Here is a 19,854-nt window from a genome sequence, read left to right on the forward strand (position 1 = left end):
GAAGATACAACAAGTAGGGCTAAAAGTTTAACGGAATACTTTCACCAGCTTTTTTTCTAAATCCGTCTCTAATTTCAATAAACCTTCAGCATTTGGTAGATAGGTCAACGCCCGATGATGACGTAAATCGAACGGAATGTCGCCGACGGATTGTGTTATAGGAATCACGATCTTACCGAGTGTATGCGCTACTCCCGTTTCGTAAAAGACGTTCGGATTTCGATCCGTAAAATCGGTGATTACAGCTTTTGAGGTATAAATCAGATCGAATACATCCTGAATTAAAATGCTGTTATCCCAAATATCGTCGGCTCGTTTACACTCGATCCCGAGTTTAGCACACACGGTCCGAATAGCCGCGTAGGTTCCGGCAAATCTACCCTCGAACGGCATCATTACCGAAAGCACATTCGACTCAACGAGTTTATCCGGAATACGAAAAACATCCGGCGCAAACGTAATAACGCGTTCGGGTGCAGCGGCCTGAACGGTAGAAATGAAATCAGGTACTTCCCGGATGGATCGATTCATCGTTGTTTTTTTTGTTTCGACGAAGCGTTCAATTTCGTACAGATTGCCACTGCTTTCGCTGATTAGTTTCGACAAAACCTGAAGGCTGTTCCCCTCATAATCATCGTCTTTAAAATCTAGACTGCGCAACAACCGGGGATGATCTTCAATCAGTTCGAGGCTGTCGGTCAGGTAGGCTACTTTGATCCAGTCAGACTTCGTGAAGTGATCCTGAATAAACTCATGGAGTGCAAATAGTCGGAGCGTTCTCTGCTTATTTTGTCGCGTCATCTTGTTGACAAAGGGCCAATTATAATACAACTATTATATATCAGTGCAATTATATCTAAAATCTATATTACAATAAACAATTATTTGACATTTTAATGACTCCGGATCAATTCGGGTAGCAAATCAAATTTGCTACACAGGCTTTTCGTCGGCTTTAGCTGGAAGTCTATACGGCATTTTTCGTGATTCATCAGATTCTACGCTGACTCCGGATTTAGGGTAACTACTTTTGACTCATCCTCTTATTAATCATATCAACCTTATTCTACTCATGGATTTCGATCAGGCGCTTACGAATCAGAAACGAAATTATTTTGTGGATGCCAATGCTGGGCTTTCGTTACCTGTAGCTGGCACTATCTACTGGGCTATTCTGGGCATAGCGGGCTTTTATTTAAAACCCGGTTATTGGATGTTGCTGGCTTTTTGCACAAGCGGTTTATTGTTTCCGCTGGGTCTGGCTCTACAAAAGCCGTTCAAATCAAACCTGATGGTGAAAACGCCGTTATCAAGCCTTATTCCCTATGCGCTTTTTTCGATGATGCTGAGTTGGGCCATTACCGTTCCGGCCAGTAGCCTCGATAAATCATTTGCACCGCTTTGCCTCGCTATCGGGATGAGCATCCACTGGCCCATCATTGGCTGGATTTATGATAGTAAAGTATGCCAGCTGCACGCCTTAATCCGGGCTTTGCTCGTGGTAGCCTGCTGGTATCTACTCCCCAATGATCGCTTTACAATCTTGCCTCTGGTTGTTTCCGGTGTTTACGCACTAACGGTTCTGGGGCTAAAATGGGAGGTTACCAAAGTACGGGAACAACGTGTTCTCCGCTCGGAATCAACGTTGGTTAACGCCTAAAGCACTGACCACAAAAAAAGCCCTGCATGAGTCATACCGACAGCATACAGGGCTTTTTTGGTAACAACTATTTTTTAAAACCGCCAGCGCACAAACGCTTCCATGGCTTCGTATTCCGCCAGACCTAACCGGTTATAGAGTTCAGCTGTTCCCCGATTACGCTCTTCGGCACGCTGCCAGAACTCCCGCGAATCGGTGCCCTGATAGACCACGCCGTCTTTCTGAGACTGGTGTTTAAAAATACCTAACCGCTTTTTCGTCACCTGATCGGGTGACATTGGGACGGCCATTTCAATTTCGTGAATATCCCACTCAGCCCAGGCACCGCGATAAAGCCATATCCAGCAGTCTTTCATAAAGTCGGCCTGTTTCAGGCGACGAACGGCTTCCAGAACGGCATCTAAACAGACTTTATGCGTACCATGCGGATCGGCAAGGTCACCAGCCGCATAGATTTGATGTGGCTTAACTTCTTCGATCAGGGCCATCGTAATCCTGATATCTTCTTCGCTCAGGGGCTTTTTAGCCACTTTCCCCGTTTCGTAGAAGGGCATGTTCATGAAATGGGCATTCGAAACCGGAATACCGACAAAGCGGCAGGTCGATTTGGCTTCACCCATGCGAATCAGTCCCTTCACATACCGTACTTCAACCGTATCCATTTCACTATCCTTCTTCTCACGCAACGAAGCGGCTGCGTCCTGGAAAATCCGGGTAGCCTCGGGGCTGTCAATACCAAACTTCGTATTGAAATCAACTACGTAATCGGCAAAGCGCAATGCTTCATCATCAGCCACGGCAATATTGCCAGAGGTTTGATACCCGATATGTACTTCGTGGCCCTGATCGACAAGACGCTGGAATGTACCACCCATCGAAATAATGTCATCGTCGGGATGCGGGCTAAAGATCAGGCAGCGTTTCTTAGCCGGTTGAGCACGCTCAGGCCGATTGGTATCGTCAGCATTCGGTTTACCACCCGGCCAGCCCGTAATGGTGTGCTGAAGCTGGTTGAAAACGTCGATATTGATGTCATACGACTGACCGTATTGAGCCAGCAGATCGCTCATACCGTTGTCATTATAGTCACGGTCAGTCAATTTCAGTATGGGCTTGCCAAGTGCTACCGACAGGTAGGTGACAGCCTTCTTCTTCATATTGTTGTCCCATATGACTGAATCTACCAGCCAGGGTGTTTTTATACGGGTCAACTCCGAAGCAGCCGCCTGATCGATTACAAACAACGCGTTTGGATGCGTTTGTAAATACGACGCCGGGTTAAGCTCGGTGACAAGACCTTCGACCGCACCACGAATAACGGGTGCTTTCCGCTCACCCCACGCCAGCAGAACGACACGACGGGCTCCCAAAATGCTGGAAACGCCCATAGTGATGGCCTTACGAGGAGTTTTAGGAAGCCCACCGAAATCGGCAGCCGCAGCAGCCCGAGTCGAGTTATCGAGCATCATCAAACGCGTGTGCGAGTTGATCAGTGAGCCCGGTTCGTTAAATCCGATATGGCCGTTACCGCCAATTCCGAGCAACTGAAAATCAAGGCCACCGGCGGCTTCAATGGCGGCTTCGTACTGCTTCGTAAATTCAGCAACTTTATCGACTGGCAGCGTTCCTTTGGGAACGTGATAGTTTCCCTGAGGAATGTCGACATGGTCGAACAATTGCTCCCGCATGAATCGCCAATAGCTTTGCAGCGAATCAGGTTCCATCGGATAGTATTCGTCCAGATTGAACGAAACAACATTGTGGAAACTCAGGCCCTCTTCGCGGTGCATCCGAATAAGTTCGGCATAAACCGTTTTAGGCGATGAGCCAGTTGCCAGCCCTAATACACAAGGTTTGCCCTCACGTTGTTTCTGCCGGATCAGGTCGGCGATTTCCTGTGCTACCGCCCGCGACGCATCTTTTGCGTCAGCGTAGATGTGCGTAGGAATTTTTTCGTAAGTGATGGCCGACTGGATCGGACCACCAGTGGCGGATAGGCCCAGCGTGGGCTCGCCTGACAATTGCCCGTCTGGATTGTCGAGTAGTTGTGACTCCGAGATCATGCGCTATGCGGAGGGGTTAGTATGACTCCGCAAATGTCGCAAAAAATCAGGGAGTTCGCATGATATGTGCCGTTCAGCCGGCCATATTTTTAAATTTTTTTATAAATATGCAAACGTGTGCACAGGAATGCGATTACTGCCGGGCCAACTGATCGGCGTCGACGGCGGTTTGCAGCGATTGTAATCCATTTTCCTCCCGAATGATCCGGTGTGTATCCGGGTAGTGAATGGCTGTAGCCTGATCCCGGAACATGAGCCGAAGCAGTTCACTATAGAGGTGCTGCTTTTCTGCCTCAAAACCGAATCGTATCTCGATTTGCTGGTAAGCCTCAAATTCTTTGTGACGTCCGCGTAAAGGCTGATCCTTACCACCAATGTTGGCAGTTACATTTAGCTGGGCACCCGGAAATAGGTCCATCAGGGCACGGGTTGTTTCTTCATCGGCTACGCAACGCATCACCATTCGGGTAGGTACCCATTCAAAAAGTGTAACGTCACCGCGTTCAAAGAGCAACCGCATTTCCTGGCGATCCATCCGGCCGGTCTGTGTGAACCCATGATAAAAATTGACCAGCTTTCGGCCAGTCACATCATCGCCATACTCAACGGTTGCCTGCACCTGATCTTCAATATCATTGCTATCTGGCCGCTTCACAATCTGCGCAGCTTTAACCGTTCCTTCACCAAGCCATCCCGCAAACATATCGAAGAAGTGAACGCCGTGTTCAATAAAAATGCCTCCGCTTTTGCTACGATCCCAGAACCAGTGTTCGGGGGAGAGCCCTTCATCGCCAGCGTAGTTTTCGAAATAGCCGTGCAGAAATTCGCCAAGCAGTTTTTTATCGATCAGGTGTTTAATACGGGCAAACATGGGGTTGTATCGCTGCATCAAGTTCGTGACCATCAGCAATCCCTTTTGCCGGGCGGTCTCGATCATCTCCCGGCCCTGTTCAGGATTCATGGCCAGTGGCTTTTCGCAGATAACATGTTTACCGGCATTCAGCGCCAGCATAGCCTGTTCATAGTGCAGAAAAGGCGGTGTAGCGATGTAGACGACATCAACCTCCGGGTGGTTGACTAACTCCTCAAGGCTGGCTAACTGTTCAGCACCAAAGCGCTTAGCCGTTCGAATGGCTTCTTCGCGTTTCGACCCGGCAATAGCCACTAATTTAGCGTGGGGTGTCTGTACAAATTGCTGAACGGCAAACAGGCCAAAACCGCCCATTCCAATGACTCCTATTCCGATTTCGCGTTCTTTTGGCGCGGTTGTTTCCATAGTATTGCGAGTTGTATCCATAGAGACAACCGCTGGAACATCCTTAATGTTGGCACGAAACTAGTTTTCCAGATAAGTATCATCTGTTAGCCAACCATTCTTTCACGGCCTTTCCGGTACCAAACGGCCAGGGTTGAAGCTGATTGATGGGTACGATTTTATACGCCTGTAACTCTTCTTCATCCATCCTGATTTCGCCCGTTGCCCGAACGTGGTACGTTATGATGAGTTCATTCCGCTGATGAAACGTATAAATCCCTACCCGGTCAATCACCTGCCCATCCAATCCTAACTCTTCTTTCAATTCCCGAAGTACGGCTTCATCGGGTTCCTCATCTTTTTCGAGAAATCCCGTTACCAGCCCGAACCATTCGGCAGGCCAGCCTTTATTCTGAATCAGGATAACGGTATCATTGTCATACTCAACAATAGCGCCAACAACAGGCAGTGGATTGTTCCAGTATACATAACCACAAGGTTTCGAGCAGACAAGGCGCTCGCGCCCACCAGCCATTCCCGAAACTAATGGGCTGGCACACTGAGGGCAATAATTCATTTGAGCCATGATGAGGTGATCAGGTTTCCGGAGGCTTATTACGCAGCCCGCTAAACAAAGCTCAAATTACCACTGATAAGGGCTTTCTTGTAATTTTCCCGATCAAACTGGTATAAATAGGGCGATTTATGCGCTTTACCGGTTCGGCGTTCATCTAATCGGGTCAGTATATGTAACCCCATAATTTTTTTATGAAAATTTCGGGCATCCAGCGATCTCCCCAGTACGGCTTCATAGAGCCGCTGCAATTCAGGAATCGTAAACTTTTCTGGCATCAGATTCAGGCCAATAGGCTGCCAGCTAAGTTGAAGCCGAAGGGTTTGCAAGGCCACTTCTACAATATGCCGGTGATCATAGAGCAAAGAAGGCAAATCGCTGACCTCCCACCAACGGCATTCATCCGTCATAAAATCAGCTGTAGGCATCACCTTTGTCTGATCGACCACGGCATAATAGCCAATTGATAGTGTACGCTCGGGCCATCCACGACTCTCAAATGGCATTGGCATTTTCTGCCTTTGCCAGGTATCCTCCCGGTTATACCGGACAGCATCGCCAAACAGATGAAATTGTTGTAAAAACAACTGATCTAAACCGGTCCGCTCACGTAACACCCGTTCGGCTGCCACATCGACGGATTCTGTTTTATAAATGAAGCCGCCGGGCAAACACCACTCATGCGTGCCTTTCCATCGTAAGAGCAGCACTTTCAGGCGTGTATCATGAAAACCAAAGATTACACAGTCGAGCGATACACCCTGTACGCATTCATCGGACACCATTTTATAAAAGGCATTCAGCTGTTCAGTATAGGTCATGTAGAAATATAAATTTCCCTTTATGTTATTATGACATAATAAGACAATCACGTATAATTACCTGTAATTTCTGGTTTAATCAATAGAAATCAGCTATTCTCCTTGTTCCCTTTGCAATTGTTATCTCCTAAATCACCTTCCTAATGCCATTCATTCGGTCTTTGACAATGCTCTCGCTGGTAGCCACGTTGGCTTTACCACGAACGTCCTACAGCCAAAAACTACCCGCTGGCCCTCAGGTAGTAACATTCTTTTCGGATGTTGATGATACCGAACAGCCATATGGATTATATGTCCCCAAGAATTATAATCCCAGGAAAAAATATCCGCTTGTTATCATGCTCCACGGTGCAGGCTCGAATCATCGGCTGTCGCTCCGGCGCGTATTTGGCAAGAGCAATGCACAGGGCGAAACCGATATAGAAGCCACACGTTATTTCCCGGAATGGGCCGACGTGAATTATATTGTAGCCTCCCCTTTTGCTCGTGGCACTGCTGGCTATCAGGGAATTCCTGAAAAAGATGTTTATGACGTCGTAGCAGATGTCAAAAAACGCTTCAACATCGATGAAGATCGCACTTATCTAACCGGCCTGTCGATGGGCGGGGGTGGTACGCTCTGGATTGGGCTAAGTCGACCCGATATTTGGGCGGCTATTGCGCCGGTTTGCCCGGCCCCACCCAGAGGCACCGACGATCTGGCAGCGAATGCAACTAATTTCCCGGTTCATCTATTTCAGGGGGATGCTGATCCGGCGGTGAAACCAGAAGGCACCCGGCAATGGGTGAAACGTTTTCAGGATTTGGGCGTCAATGTCACCTATAAAGAATATCCCGGCGTTAAACACGACAGTTGGGTGCAGGCCTATGAGAACGAGTTTATTTTTGGCTGGTTCAATCAGTTTAAGCGGAACCGTTTTCCTGAGCGAGTACGCTTTTCAACCCGGCAATACAAATATCCATCGGCTTATTGGGTTCGAATTGACCAGCTTACACCCGGTATGCTTGCCAATGTCGACGCAAAGTTTTCTGGTGCAAACCACATCGATATCACGACGGCAAACCTGGGCGCATTAACGCTTAAACTGGCAGGGCATCCTAATTTCAAAGCAAAACGGCCAGTCGATGTCGTTATTGACGGAAAGGCTATTAATGTTCAGGTGAGCGACTCGCTTACCCTTGTCAAACGCGAAGGGGGCTGGGAAGCGGGTTCTTACCAACCCACAGTTACGGCTAAACACGCAGGGGCAGAAGGGCCCATCAGTGCTGCCATTGCCGGTCGGCATCTGTATGTTTATGGCACAGCCGATAACCCATCAGCCGACGTGCTGAAAACGCGACAGGAAATCGCGACTCAGGCGGCCAACTGGGCTACCTATCGGGGTGAGTTTCTAGGGCGTATTATGGTATTTCCGCATGTTGTGGCCGATAAAGATGTTCGACCAAGCGATCTGGAAAGTTCAAATCTGATTCTATTTGGCACTAAAGAAACCAATAAGCTGGTGAGCCAATACAGCGATCGATTGCCCATTCAGCTATCGTCGGCAGCCACCGAATACGGCTTATTTTACGTCTTCCCCATGAATAATCACTATGTAGCCATCAGTTCCGGACAACCCTGGTGGGCGGGCACCGAAAACCCCAATTATTTCACGAACCGGGCACTGGATGCAATCAATGGCTTCAAAGACTTCGTTTTGTTTAAAGAATCCAGTAAAACGCCTATTGTATCCGGCTATTTTGATCAATCATGGCATGTACCCGATGCCGAGGCCAAAGCACTCACCGAAACTGGTGTTGTAACGGTAGCTGCCGGCACAATCTCATCAACTAAGTAATTAAGAAGCAAAGTGGTTCTTCGGGCTTAATTGCTTAACTTTCGTTGCGTTTTTCTGCCCGTCAGCGCAACATAGCGCTGAAAAATCGCTCTTTATCCTATACTGTTTAGGCTATGTCTTCCGTAAAATTGACCATCAATAATCAGCCCCATACTCTGGATGTCGATGCTGACATGCCCCTGTTATGGGCCATCCGCGATGTAGTCGGGTTAACCGGCACTAAATTCGGCTGCGGTATTGCGCAGTGCGGTGCCTGTACCGTTCATCTGGACGGTAGCCCCACTCGCTCCTGTAGTTTACCTGTTTCGGCAGCGGTAGGTCATAAGATTACAACCATCGAAGGCATCTCTAAAAATGGTGACCATCCTATTCAGAAAGCCTGGATCGAGCATCAGGTGCCCCAGTGTGGGTATTGCCAATCAGGGCAGATCATGTCGGCGGTAGCCTTGTTGAAACATACACCTAAACCAACCGACGACGATATCGACGCGGCTATGCAGGGTAACATTTGCCGTTGTGGTACCTATAATCGCATTAGGCAGGCCATTCATACCGCTTCCGCCGATATGGCGTCGGCCCCGAAAGTCCCTAAGTCAACTCCTAAAATCGGCAAACGATGAGCGCGAAACCAACACAAACGGCCATTGACCGCCGGGGCTTTCTGAGAGCGGCCGGTTTGACTGGTGCGGCCTTTGCCTTAGGGCTCTCATCAACTGAAGCCATTGCAGGACCTGTACTGAATCTTAGTGGCCAGCCTGGATTGGCCCAGCCTGGATTGGCCCCTGAATCGGTCGAACTGACTCCCTTTATCATTATCGAAAAATCGGGGCGAATTACGCTCATGAATCCCCGTCCCGAAATTGGTCAGGGAACATTCCAGTCGGTTCCGGCGCTCATTGCCGAAGAACTGGAAGTATCGCTGGACAAGGTTGTGATCAAACAAACCGGTGGCGAAAGCAAATTCGGTGGTTTGTGGTCGCAGGCCGTAGGTGGTAGCGGCTCCATCCGGGGCGGCTATACCCAGATGCGTAAAGTAGGAGCGTCGGCCCGCGAAATGCTTATTAAAGCCGCTAGTCAGCAATGGAATGTACCGATCGAGGAATGTTACGCGGAAGACGCGAAAATCATCCACCGACCATCGGGCAAAAAAACGTCGTATGGCGAATTGGCGGAAATAGCATCAAAACTCGATGTTCCGAAAACACCGGCGTTAAAAGATCCGAAGGATTTTAAAATTCTGGGCACATCGGCACCGCGCCCTGATACACCCCTAAAAGTTACGGGACAGGCACAGTTTGGTATCGATGCCAAAACACCGGGAATGGTATACGCATCGATCGAGCGTTGCCCCGTACTCGGCAGCAACCTGGTAAGCTTTGATGCCACTCAGGCATTAAAAGTCAAAGGTGTTCAGCAGGCCGTGAAGGTTGAGCGGGTCGTTGGCAAAAACCGATACGAAGGCGTAGCCGTTATTGCCACGAATTACTGGGCGGCCCTGAAGGGTAGAAAAGCACTTAAGGTTCAGTGGGACCATCAGGGACACGACACATTCAATTCAACTGATTTTGACAATTCGCTCCGTGAACTGGCCAAAACTGATGGTATCGTTGGCCATAGTCTGGGTGACTTCGATAAAGCCTACTCCGATGCCCCGGTTAAACTGGAAGCACTCTATGAAACACCCATTGTCAGCCATTCGACCATGGAGCCAATGAATGCGTTAGCCCATTATCAACCCGGCGACAAGGTTGAGCTATGGGTTTCTTCGCAGGGTGGTGATCTGGTTATCGACGAAGTTGCCAAGGTGCTTAAGGTGCCCGCCAGTAACGTAAAAGTGCATGTGATGTTCAATGGCGGAGGCTTTGGTCGGCGACTAACCCAGGATTTTGCCAGCGAAGCGGCTTTGCTTTCCAAAACAATTGGAAAACCGGTTAAAGTGGTCTGGACACGCGAAGACGATACGATACTCGGTCCTTTTCGTCCGATGACCTATTCGGCTTTGCGCGGAGCATTGTCGAGTGATGGGCAGGCCGTGGCTCTTCAACATAAGGTCATTTCGCCTTCCATTGATGCAACAATGGGCGAAACCGAAAAATACGATAAAGCCAAGCCCGACGGCACCATGCTTGAAGGTACGAACGAACAGAAATACGAGATTCCGAATGTAAACACGCGCTATGTGCATGCTGAGGTTCACATTCCGCTTTCCTACTGGCGTTCGGTGACGAGTTCAACGCTGGCTTTCTCGCACGAATGTTTTCTCGACGAAATGGCTCATAAAGCAGGGCAGGACCCGATGGCGTTCCGGCTGGCCATGTTAACGAAAGACTCAGACACGAAGCGGGTATTGACCAAACTGAAAGAATTCTCGGGCTGGGATAAACCGCTACCCGCCGGAAAAGGTCGGGGAGTTGCCCAGTGGGAGTTCTTTGCCGGTTTAGCGGGTCAGGTGGTAGAAGTCTCCAGAACAGAAAATGGTGGCGTAAAAGTTGACAAGGTATACTGTGTCATTGATTTGGGTACGGTCGTTAATCCGGATACTGTCAAAGCACAGGTTGAAGGAGCCATTGCCATGGCGATAACGGCTGCGACTAAAGATGGAATTACATTTGAGCATGGCCGCGCGGTTCAGGCTAATTTCGACAAAAACCGTATGCTTCGTATCAATGAAATGCCTGAAGTCGAGGTACTTATATTAGCCGAAGGAGGTCCCAAAATCAAAGGTGTTGGTGAACCCGGATTACCGCCTTTGGCTCCGGCTTTAGCGAACGCAGTTTTTGCGGCTACGGGCAAACGCATCCGACGGTTACCCTTTGATTTAGCGAAAGTATAAACAGCGGGCACAGTTTACGGTTTACACTATTTGGTTATGAGCGACTCCCGAACGAGTCTGTATCACCGAATCCCGTAAACCACGAGGCCGTATATCGACACAGCATGAAAGAAATAGCTCGCATCGTTGAGGTTTTTGAGCAAATTGACTTCTCACAGCGCAAGGTAGCTCTGGCAACTGTGGTATGGGTTGAAGGCTCGTCGTATCGTAGGCCAGGAGCGCGGATGCTCATTACGGATGATGGCCGCTGGGAAGGTGCAATCAGCGGTGGCTGTCTGGAAGGCGATGCACTCCGAAAAGCCCGCCAGGTCATGCTCGATGGTATACCGATCGTTGTTACATACGACACAATGGACGACGGTGCCAATAGTTTCGGCGTAGGATTAGGCTGCAACGGTATCATTGACATTCTGATCGAACCAATTGATCCGGCCGATCCAAAGAATCCTGTGGCCTTATTACATGAGTTTATCCAGAAACGGGATGTACGCGTATTGGCTACGATTCTGAAAAGCGACGAGACAACCGGTTTGGTTCCGGGCAACCGGTTTGTTCTCACCGATCAATCGGCAAGTCTTTTGCCCGACTGGTTGCAGGACGACATGCAGCTTACGTTCAAAACCGGCAAGCCACTCACGCAGACCTATTTTGTCGAATCGGGAAGTGCCGAAGTGTTTATTGAGCGAATTGATCCTGGTATTGAGTTAGTTATTTTCGGAGCTGGGTATGATGTCATTCCGGTGGCCAAACTCGCCCGTGATCTTGGCTGGCAGGTTACCGTTACCGACGATTGTATTGCGCATTTGTCGCCCAGGCGTTTTCCGGTCGCCACCTGCGTACTTTATGCCGACCGTCAGGCCGTTCTTGATCAGATCACCATTACGAGCCGAACAGCAGCCGTCCTGATGTCTCATAATTTCAATTACGACCGGGCGGTTTTACAGGCTTTGCTGGCGACCGATGTACCTTATATCGGTATGTTAGGGCCACGCAAACGATTTGATAAAATGCAGGCTGAATTTGAGAAAGATGGGCTGAATTTCTCAGAAGCGGCACTTGCCAGGGTCCATGCCCCTATCGGCCTCGATCTGGGCGCTGAGACTCCCGACGAGATTGCCTTGTCAATTATGGCCGAAATAAAGGCCTTTTTCACGAACGGGTCGGGAGGTTTCCTCAAAGATAAATCCGGACCAATTCATGAGCGCCTAACCAACAACCAGACAAGTGCCAGCCAACCGGTAACGTTTGTTAACTCTACGATTGAATCCATTTAAGGCTGGTTTATAAACTTGCCAGAGCTACCCTCAGCTGATCGAGTCAGGCAGGATTCCTAAACCCGAACTGACGCCTATCGTCTGAGGGTATTTGTTTAATCTACCTCGTATTTCGGTCTCCAAAGCAGCTATCAATCGATTCGGGGCAGACCGCAATTCCGTTTACACGACAAAAAGACGCCAAACTAGCCTCAATGTTGTACCTTTGCGTCTGATATGGCACGACTCCTGGCAATCGATTATGGCGCAAAACGAACCGGCATTGCCGTAACAGATCCGTTGCAACTCATTGCTTCGGCTCTGGAAACAGTGCCCTCACATGAGCTGTTAAAATACCTCAGAGCGTATGTTCAGCGAGAGCCCGTAGACGCTTTTATCGTTGGGCTACCCAAACGATTAGACGGAACCGATACGGATAATACACCCCGTGTTCGGAAGTTCGTCACGCATTTGCAGAACGCTTTGCCCGAGATTCCGGTTTATTGGCATGATGAACGCTTTACATCCGCTATGGCCCTGCAAGCCATGATTGCCAGCGGAAGCAGTAAAAAAGATCGACGCGAGAAGGGCAACATCGACAAAGTCAGTGCGGCTATCATTCTCCAATCATATATGGAAAGCAAAAAATAGTTTCCAGTATGCAGTTTTCGGCCTGAGTTGAAAACTATATAGTGTGAACTGTAAACTGAATTATGATTCTCCCAATAATTGCCTACGGCGACCCAGTGCTGCGAAAAAGGGCTAAGAACATTGAGCCCGGTAGCCTTGACGTCAAGACGTTGAGTGAAAATATGTTCGAAACCATGTATGCGGCCTCAGGTGTTGGATTAGCAGCACCGCAGATTGGCCAGAGCATTCGCATGTTTGTGGTAGATGGTGAACCGTTGAACGAAGATGAACCAGAGGAAGACATCGATCAAAGTCTGGTTGGTTTTAAGAAAGTCTTTATCAATCCCGAAATTATTGAAGAAGCTGGTGATGACTGGGGTTTTGAGGAAGGTTGCCTAAGTATTCCTGGCATTCGGGGTGAAGTCTTCCGGCCAGAGATCATTGTAATCCGTTATTTCGACACCGACTGGAACGAGCACGAAGAAGAATATGAAGGCATGGCAGCCCGTATTATTCAACACGAATACGATCACCTGGAAGGAAAACTCTTTACGGACTATCTGCCTACGTTGCGCCGTCAGCTTATCAAGAAAAAGCTGGCCGATATTACCAAAGGCAAGACAGACGCAGAATATCGAATGAAGTTTCCCAAGTAATGAGGACTGTAGAATTAATAATGGATACTTAGTAGTTCATTTCATTCTGCCTTATTCATTCTATACGACTCATTTCCCGTGCACATCACCCTCCTCCAACCTAATTTATACTGGCATGATCCTGTGGCTAATCGGGCTATGTTGGAGGAGCATATCTTTTCGCTGCCAGACGCGACGGACCTTATTGTTTTGCCCGAAATGTTCACAACTGGCTTTACGATGGATGCACGTGCTGTAGCGGAGCCAATGAACCTAACAACATTTCGGTGGCTGAAGCAGATGGCGGCCCAAACCAGGGCCGTTGTTACGGGGAGTTATGTCATTCAGGAAAACGGTAGTTATTTCAATCGGCTCATCTGGATGCAACCCGATGGACAGTTTGATACGTATGACAAACGCCATCTTTTTCGTATGGCGGGCGAAGATGGCGTTTACACCGCCGGAACCCGGCGAATTATCAAAGAATGGAAAGGCTGGCGAATTTGTCCGCTCATTTGCTATGACCTTCGCTTCCCGGTCTGGAGCCGCAATCGTAGCCTGGCATCGACCGATTTTAACTACGATCTGTTACTCTACGTTGCCAACTGGCCAGCCCCCCGGCGCAATGCCTGGAATACACTCCTCCAGGCACGGGCTATCGAAAATCTGAGCTATGTAATTGGCGTCAATCGGGTTGGCAACGACGGCAATCAGCATCCTTATACCGGCGACTCGGCAGTTATCGATTTTAAAGGTGACGTTCTGTTCCGACAGGCAGACACCGAAATCATTCACCAGCAGCGTTTATCACTTGATGACCTGCGTGCCTTTCGCGAAAAGTTTCCGGCCAATCTGGATGCCGATGATTTTACGCTATCTCTCTAGTTTTAGCTTTCTCTAATAAACCTACGAGTTCGCGGGCGTTGTCTACCGTTGTAAAGGATTTCCCTTCCAGATACTCCTCTCCTACCCGTTCGTGCTCCCACGTAATGGCATAGGGGATATGTATCGCACGTGCCCCAATATGCACCACAGGAAGTATATCTGATTTCAGCGAATTACCGATCATGATAAACTCGCTGGGTTGCAGATTGTATTTTTTGAGAATTCCCAGATAGGCCTGCTCGTTCTTTTCGCTGACAATTTCGACGTGCTTAAAATAGTGTCCTAAGCCGGAGCGGGCAATTTTACTCTCCTGATCGAACAGATCGCCTTTGGTCAACACCATTAAATCGAACTGTTGGGAAAGCGTCTCCAGCACTTCATGAATCCCATCAAATACTTCAATTGGAAATTCCACTAACTCTCTTCCAACGTCAATGATCTGCTGAATTTCTGATCCTGTAATGGCTCCGTTGGTCAACTCTATGGCAGTCTCAATCATGGAAAGAATAAAGCTCTTGGCGCCATAGCCAAATACCCGAAGGTTACGCATTTGCGCGTCATAAAACCGTTGCGACAGTGTTGTCTGATCAATATGATGCGACAACAGTTCGCATAGTTTTTCCTTAACATTGACATAGTTGGGTTCATTTACCCAAAGTGTGTCGTCCGCATCGAAAGCTATCAGTTTCATAGTTGTAGCATAAGTTTGGGAACAAAGGTAACTGGCTAATTAAAAAAATGTCTCTTTACTAAATTTCCGATTTGATAACTGACCTCAATTTCAGGTTTACTTAATTGGCCAATTACTAAATTGCCAGACTTCCTTAAAATTTGATTTGCGTCACATTGTCGAAATAGCCAATTTGCCGCCCGTTCCTAACGCTATTATTCCCGTTACCTTATGCAATTTACCGAGCAAGATCACGACCAGATTCTGGCGCAGGGCGTTACCCCTGAGCAGATCGACAAGCAGATACAGTACTTTGTAAACGGTTTTCCCTACCTCAACGTCATCAAAGCGGCTACTATAGGCGATGGCATTGTACGTATTGATGAAGATCAGTTGTCGGCCTATATTCATCGTTTCGATGCTGCAGCTCACGAACGCGATCTGGTTAAGTTTGTACCCGCTTCCGGAGCCGCTACCCGTATGTTTAAGTCGCTGTTTGCGGCCCTTGATGGAAAATCCGATAAATCAACGGATGAAGTATTTGCCCGATTAACCGACTTTGCCTTTTATGAAGATCTGAAGGATGCCATGGCTGCCAAAGGTCAGGATCTGGATAAAGCCGTTGCCGCAAATGAACGGCAAACAGTATTGCGATTTCTACTGACGGAAGAAGGGTTGGAATATGGCAGTCTGCCCAAAGGTTTGTTGAAATTTCACCGCTATATCGATGGCCCACGGACTCCCGTTGAAGAGCATCTTGTTGAGGGAGCTGCTTACGCGAATTCGGATGGTCTGGTTAAGATACACTTTACCGTTTCGCCCGAACACCGCGACCGTTTTGAGAAGCTGATCGAAGAACAAAAAGCGGACTATGAGGCCTGGCTTGGGGTAACGTTCGATATTAGCTTTTCGGAGCAGAAAAAATCGACCGATACAATCTCCGTCAATCCTGACAATTCACCATTTCGGAATCCCGATGGCTCACTGCTATTCCGGCCAGCAGGTCATGGCGCCTTAATTGAGAATCTTAACGACATTGATGCCGATATCGTTTTCATTAAGAATATCGACAATGTTGTTCCGGATGATATTAAAGAACAGACGATCACCTATAAAAAAGTATTAGCAGCTGTCCTTCTCGACGCCCAGCAACAGATTGCCCGTTTGCAGGGCCTACTGGAAAGCCAGTCCAGCGATGTGAGCGAAGGCTATCTGGCCGAAGCCGACGAACTGTTCCGCCGGACGTTGTTCACACTCCCCCCCGATGGTTTCGACAGTCTCTTGAAAGAGGAAAAACTGGCTTATTTCCGGCAGAAATTAGATCGTCCGGTACGGGTTTGTGGTATGGTCAAGAACGTAGGTGAACCCGGCGGAGGACCTTTCTGGGCAAAAAATCAGGATGGTTCCGTATCACTGCAAGTGGTGGAATCAGCTCAAATCGATTTGGCCGATGGTGAGCAGAAAGCCATCTTCGACGAAGCAACGCATTTTAATCCAGTCGATTTAATTTGCGGCCTGAAAGACCATCATGGCCGGAAGTATGATCTGACGAATTATCGCGATCCACTCACCGGATTCATTACGGCGAAATCGAAGGATGGGAAAGACCTCAAAGCACAGGAACTGCCCGGCCTTTGGAACGGCGCAATGGCTGATTGGAATACTATTTTTGTGGAGGTTCCTCTGATCACGTTCAACCCGGTCAAAACGGTAAACGATCTGCTCCGCAAAGAACACCAGCCGAGCTAACCACATAAACATTGTCGGGTTATATGCGAATAAAGGGCCAGATCTTTATACGCATATAACCCGACGGTTTTATAGGGCCAAAAAATTAAGCAGTGATCCGATTACCCGACACTTCGGCGAACTCACCGTTTTCTGCTCCAATGGAAATTTCTTTTGTTGGATTTGACTCTGTTTTCTGGAACGTCACTAACGTGGTATTTTCATAAACGTCCAGGTTTGCATCCCGAACTCGCTCCATAATTGGCCTTAGTGCACAGGTTACTTCATCATTACAATCATCGCATTTCACGTAGAAATTAAATGATACACAAGGCGTTGGCGCAATTGGCCCATCAATAACCCGCAAAACCTGGGCCAGGTTAACCCGGCTCGGATCAATACGCAATAGATACCCTCCTCCTTTGCCTTTCTGACTCTGAAGAATCCCATGGTTACGGAGTTCAAGCAGTATAGCTTCCAGAAATTTCTTAGGTATATTCTCTTTAGCTGAAACATAGGAGATCAGCACAGGGCCTTTCCCATACTCTTCGGTTAAAACCTTAAGGGCTTTAATGGCGTACTTAGCTTTTTTTGAAATCATCTGTTACGGTGACTTTAGGGTTTGACAATGTTACTTGGGTAGCTGTATAACCTATACTAGATTAATACAATTTGGTAAGCGCTAAAGATTCGACATTTTTCAATACTCAATGACTAAAATCGCGTCAATCAACTTTACCATCACCTATCCTGTAGGTGGTCAACTGATTATTCAATCGCTTAGCAACTCTGTCTCAGAGTTCAATAGGATTAATTGGCTGTTAGACGAGTATTGAGTTTCCAAGTAACACAATTAATGGCTTATTTATATACTATCTATCCTATTTTGATGGATAATAGTAAGTAATTCATGCAAACCTACGAACTTTTGGGTATGTTATATAACGAATAAGATCAATTATTTGAATAAAATGCGTCATTTTCCGATAAGCCTCAAATGCGCAACAGTCTAAAAATCAGTACATTTATTTTTATAGAAGTCACTCATTCGATGAAATACCCTTAACCTGTTTAGTTGTTTACGTCCTTACGTACTACTATATACGGCTCCACCTGTCACCTTTGGCTATTCTTTGACCCTTTCATCCAATAGTAGAGTCACGTTGAAGAATTCGATATAGAGTAATAAACAAGAAAAAAGCCGGTGCAAAGCCCCGGCCCTTTCGTGCGACACCAATATGAAAATTAACTTAACTGCTTATTTATCGTAATTAGCATTCTGCGGGTCCCAGTTGGTCCAGCCTTTAGTCCAATCGGTCGTACCAAAGGCACCAATGAACGTTTCTTTTGTAAAGAAAGCATCAGCCCCTTTACCATCCCAGATAGCGCCCGTCAACAAAGGAGAACCTGTTTGGGGTAGGAAATTGGGAGCAGTCAGATTAAAGTTGGCTGAGTTAAGCAACAACTTTGCCAGGTCTGCACTAGCAATAATCTGGTTCTTATAAGCGGCTGTATTAAAGAACGTTGTCGCCTGAGCGTCGGTAATAGCCTGAAATCCGCGAACAGGAGTCGTTGTGTTAGCAACAATAACGCCATGCAATTGAAGATTACCAGCCGTAGCATTATCCAATGTGTTGGTCGTACCAGGCTGAGCGTCTAACCGCAACCCTTCTGGATAGCCGTATAGCAGCGAGTTAAAGATGCTTATCGATGTATTGCGCCGTAGGTGCATTCCAGATTGGTAAGGACCACTTCCTTTGGGAGAAGCTGCATTTGAAGGGGTACCGGTAAATACGAAGTTACTCATATTGGCAAATACCACTGATGTTAAGGGCAATCCGTTATTGGCAGCCGTAGCAGGCGCTCCAGGATTGAAATTGTCTGACTCAAAGCCATTCGAACCCGATTGGTCAGCTACCTCTGGATCCCGCAATGACACGCCATATTGTACCTTACCCGAATAACCCCAGTCCGTATCCCAATCATCGTCCCAGCCCCGGAAAGCAATAAGGTTCTTCAAATTGACTGTACCACCGAACCATTCGTACGAATCGTCACCACTATAGGAAACCTGAATATGGTCAATCGTTGTACCAGCCCCTACACCATAGAGCGTAAGTCCGTTGATTTCACTGTTTGCCAGATTACTCAGTGCAATACCTGCGAATTCGATACGGCAATACTGCATCACCCCTGAATTGTCATTGACATCGCTAAACGTTCCAATCGTACCCGGAATTCCTCCTTCAAAGGCCGTTGCACCCGGCTGGTTTGTTGGTGCTTTTCCTATCAATACAACGCCACCCCAGTCGCCGTAATTACGTGAACCAGCAGCTTTACTCGATGTGAATATAATCGGCGAATCAACAGTACCAACAGCATTAATTTTGGCTCCAGGTTGTATAATCAACGTACCCCCCTTTGCCTGACCTGACGGATCCTGCTCCTTAGCGGCCCCTTTAATAATTGTCCCTTTCTCGATGTTTAATGTAGCACCCGAAGTAACGCTTACAAAACCCTGAATCACATAAATAGTACCAGCCGTCCAGTTAGTTGTGGCCGTAATATTAGAAGCGACTGTAACAACGGGTTTATTTCCCAGTGCAAAAGCGGTTGTGCTCGTTACGGTTGCGCCACCGGTTGCCACGCTGATTGGTGTGCCTGCATTAGCAGGTACGATGACCGTTAATGAGGTCGTCGAAGCACCCGTCACGGTTGCGGGTACAGCACCGAACGTTACTGTGTTACTGGCTGGTGTAGCATTGAATGCGGTACCTGTTATAACCACTGTCGAACCAACCGGAGCTGAAGCGGGTGAAAAACTGGTAATACTCAGAACCGGAGCTGGCGTATCTTCATTCTTACAGGCCGATACAACTAAGAATAAGCCTAGTGCAATAATCAGCAGATGTGCCCAGCCAGAAGGAATGCCGTGCCACCGACGGCGCAATTGGTTAACTTGCATAAACATTGCTTTTCGTTTGAATTGAGTTTGTATTGATCTTGGCG

At 47.9% G+C, this 19,854-nt stretch carries 17 protein-coding genes; 9 read left to right on the top strand and 8 right to left on the bottom strand.

What is annotated here, in order from left to right:
- Positions 1-27: 27 nt before the first annotated feature.
- Positions 28-801 (bottom strand): hypothetical protein, encoded by a 774-nt coding sequence (locus GJR95_RS10420; protein ID WP_162385807.1) that lies wholly within the window; start codon positions 799-801, stop codon positions 28-30.
- Between the two features lie 271 nt (positions 802-1,072).
- On the opposite strand from GJR95_RS10420, the gene GJR95_RS10425 reads away from it, so the two are divergent.
- On the top strand, positions 1,073-1,660 hold the full coding sequence (locus GJR95_RS10425) for a DUF7010 family protein (RefSeq protein ID WP_162385808.1): 588 nt from the start codon (positions 1,073-1,075) through the stop codon (positions 1,658-1,660).
- Positions 1,661-1,734: 74 nt separating this feature from the next.
- On the opposite strand, the gene nagB is transcribed toward GJR95_RS10425, so the two are convergent.
- From nagB to GJR95_RS10445, 4 genes are all read right to left on the bottom strand, one after another.
- Entirely contained in the window at positions 1,735-3,723 is a 1,989-nt protein-coding gene (gene nagB, locus GJR95_RS10430) for a glucosamine-6-phosphate deaminase (RefSeq protein ID WP_162385809.1), read from the bottom strand.
- Positions 3,724-3,856: 133 nt separating this feature from the next.
- A complete protein-coding gene (locus GJR95_RS10435; RefSeq protein ID WP_162385810.1) occupies positions 3,857-4,999 on the bottom strand; it encodes a Gfo/Idh/MocA family protein in 1,143 nt (380 codons plus the stop codon).
- A 79-nt stretch (positions 5,000-5,078) separates the two neighbouring features.
- Complete coding sequence (locus GJR95_RS10440; protein ID WP_162385811.1) at positions 5,079-5,564, bottom strand: NUDIX domain-containing protein; 486 nt, start codon at positions 5,562-5,564, stop codon at positions 5,079-5,081.
- Positions 5,565-5,605: 41 nt separating this feature from the next.
- Positions 5,606-6,373: an NUDIX hydrolase gene (locus GJR95_RS10445; RefSeq protein ID WP_162385812.1), complete on the bottom strand. Its 768-nt coding sequence runs from the start codon at positions 6,371-6,373 to the stop codon at positions 5,606-5,608.
- A gap of 143 nt (positions 6,374-6,516) precedes the next feature.
- Here GJR95_RS10445 and GJR95_RS10450 point away from each other — a divergent pair, with 143 nt between their 5' ends.
- The 7 genes from GJR95_RS10450 (at position 6,517) to GJR95_RS10480 (ending at position 14,447) form a co-directional block, all read left to right on the top strand.
- Positions 6,517-8,211, top strand: coding sequence for a carboxylesterase family protein (locus GJR95_RS10450; RefSeq protein ID WP_162385813.1), 1,695 nt, complete (start codon positions 6,517-6,519; stop codon positions 8,209-8,211).
- A 113-nt stretch (positions 8,212-8,324) separates the two neighbouring features.
- The gene (locus GJR95_RS10455; protein ID WP_162385814.1) at positions 8,325-8,831 is read left to right on the top strand and encodes a (2Fe-2S)-binding protein; all 507 of its coding nucleotides are present in this window, start codon (positions 8,325-8,327) and stop codon (positions 8,829-8,831) included.
- Entirely contained in the window at positions 8,828-11,044 is a 2,217-nt protein-coding gene (locus tag GJR95_RS10460; RefSeq protein ID WP_162385815.1) for a xanthine dehydrogenase family protein molybdopterin-binding subunit, read from the top strand. The genes GJR95_RS10455 and GJR95_RS10460 overlap by 4 nt, the downstream gene beginning before the upstream one ends.
- A 104-nt stretch (positions 11,045-11,148) precedes the next feature.
- Positions 11,149-12,318, top strand: coding sequence for an XdhC family protein (locus GJR95_RS10465; RefSeq protein WP_162385816.1), 1,170 nt, complete (start codon positions 11,149-11,151; stop codon positions 12,316-12,318).
- A gap of 216 nt (positions 12,319-12,534) precedes the next feature.
- A complete protein-coding gene (gene ruvX / locus GJR95_RS10470; RefSeq protein ID WP_162385817.1) occupies positions 12,535-12,948 on the top strand; it encodes a Holliday junction resolvase RuvX in 414 nt (137 codons plus the stop codon).
- Positions 12,949-13,010: 62 nt separating this feature from the next.
- Entirely contained in the window at positions 13,011-13,583 is a 573-nt protein-coding gene (gene def, locus GJR95_RS10475) for a peptide deformylase (RefSeq protein ID WP_162385818.1), read from the top strand.
- Between the two features lie 78 nt (positions 13,584-13,661).
- Positions 13,662-14,447, top strand: a complete 786-nt coding sequence (locus tag GJR95_RS10480; protein WP_162385819.1) for an amidohydrolase — start codon at positions 13,662-13,664, stop codon at positions 14,445-14,447.
- On the opposite strand, the gene GJR95_RS10485 is transcribed toward GJR95_RS10480, so the two are convergent.
- On the bottom strand, positions 14,431-15,138 hold the full coding sequence (locus GJR95_RS10485; protein ID WP_162385820.1) for an HAD family hydrolase: 708 nt from the start codon (positions 15,136-15,138) through the stop codon (positions 14,431-14,433). The two genes, GJR95_RS10480 and GJR95_RS10485, sit on opposite strands and share 17 nt — an antisense overlap.
- A gap of 210 nt (positions 15,139-15,348) precedes the next feature.
- On the opposite strand from GJR95_RS10485, the gene GJR95_RS10490 reads away from it, so the two are divergent.
- Positions 15,349-16,866, top strand: a complete 1,518-nt coding sequence (locus tag GJR95_RS10490; protein WP_162385821.1) for a DUF4301 family protein — start codon at positions 15,349-15,351, stop codon at positions 16,864-16,866.
- An 85-nt stretch (positions 16,867-16,951) separates the two neighbouring features.
- Here GJR95_RS10490 and GJR95_RS10495 read toward each other — a convergent pair whose 3' ends face one another.
- Together GJR95_RS10495 and GJR95_RS10500 are read right to left on the bottom strand one after the other, a co-directional pair.
- Positions 16,952-17,446, bottom strand: a complete 495-nt coding sequence (locus GJR95_RS10495; protein ID WP_162385822.1) for an RrF2 family transcriptional regulator — start codon at positions 17,444-17,446, stop codon at positions 16,952-16,954.
- Between the two features lie 657 nt (positions 17,447-18,103).
- A complete protein-coding gene (locus tag GJR95_RS10500; protein WP_162385823.1) occupies positions 18,104-19,816 on the bottom strand; it encodes an IPT/TIG domain-containing protein in 1,713 nt (570 codons plus the stop codon).
- Between the last annotated feature and the right edge of the window lie 38 nt (positions 19,817-19,854).

It is taken from the genome of Spirosoma endbachense (assembly GCF_010233585.1).
Taxonomy (GTDB): domain Bacteria; phylum Bacteroidota; class Bacteroidia; order Cytophagales; family Spirosomataceae; genus Spirosoma; species Spirosoma endbachense.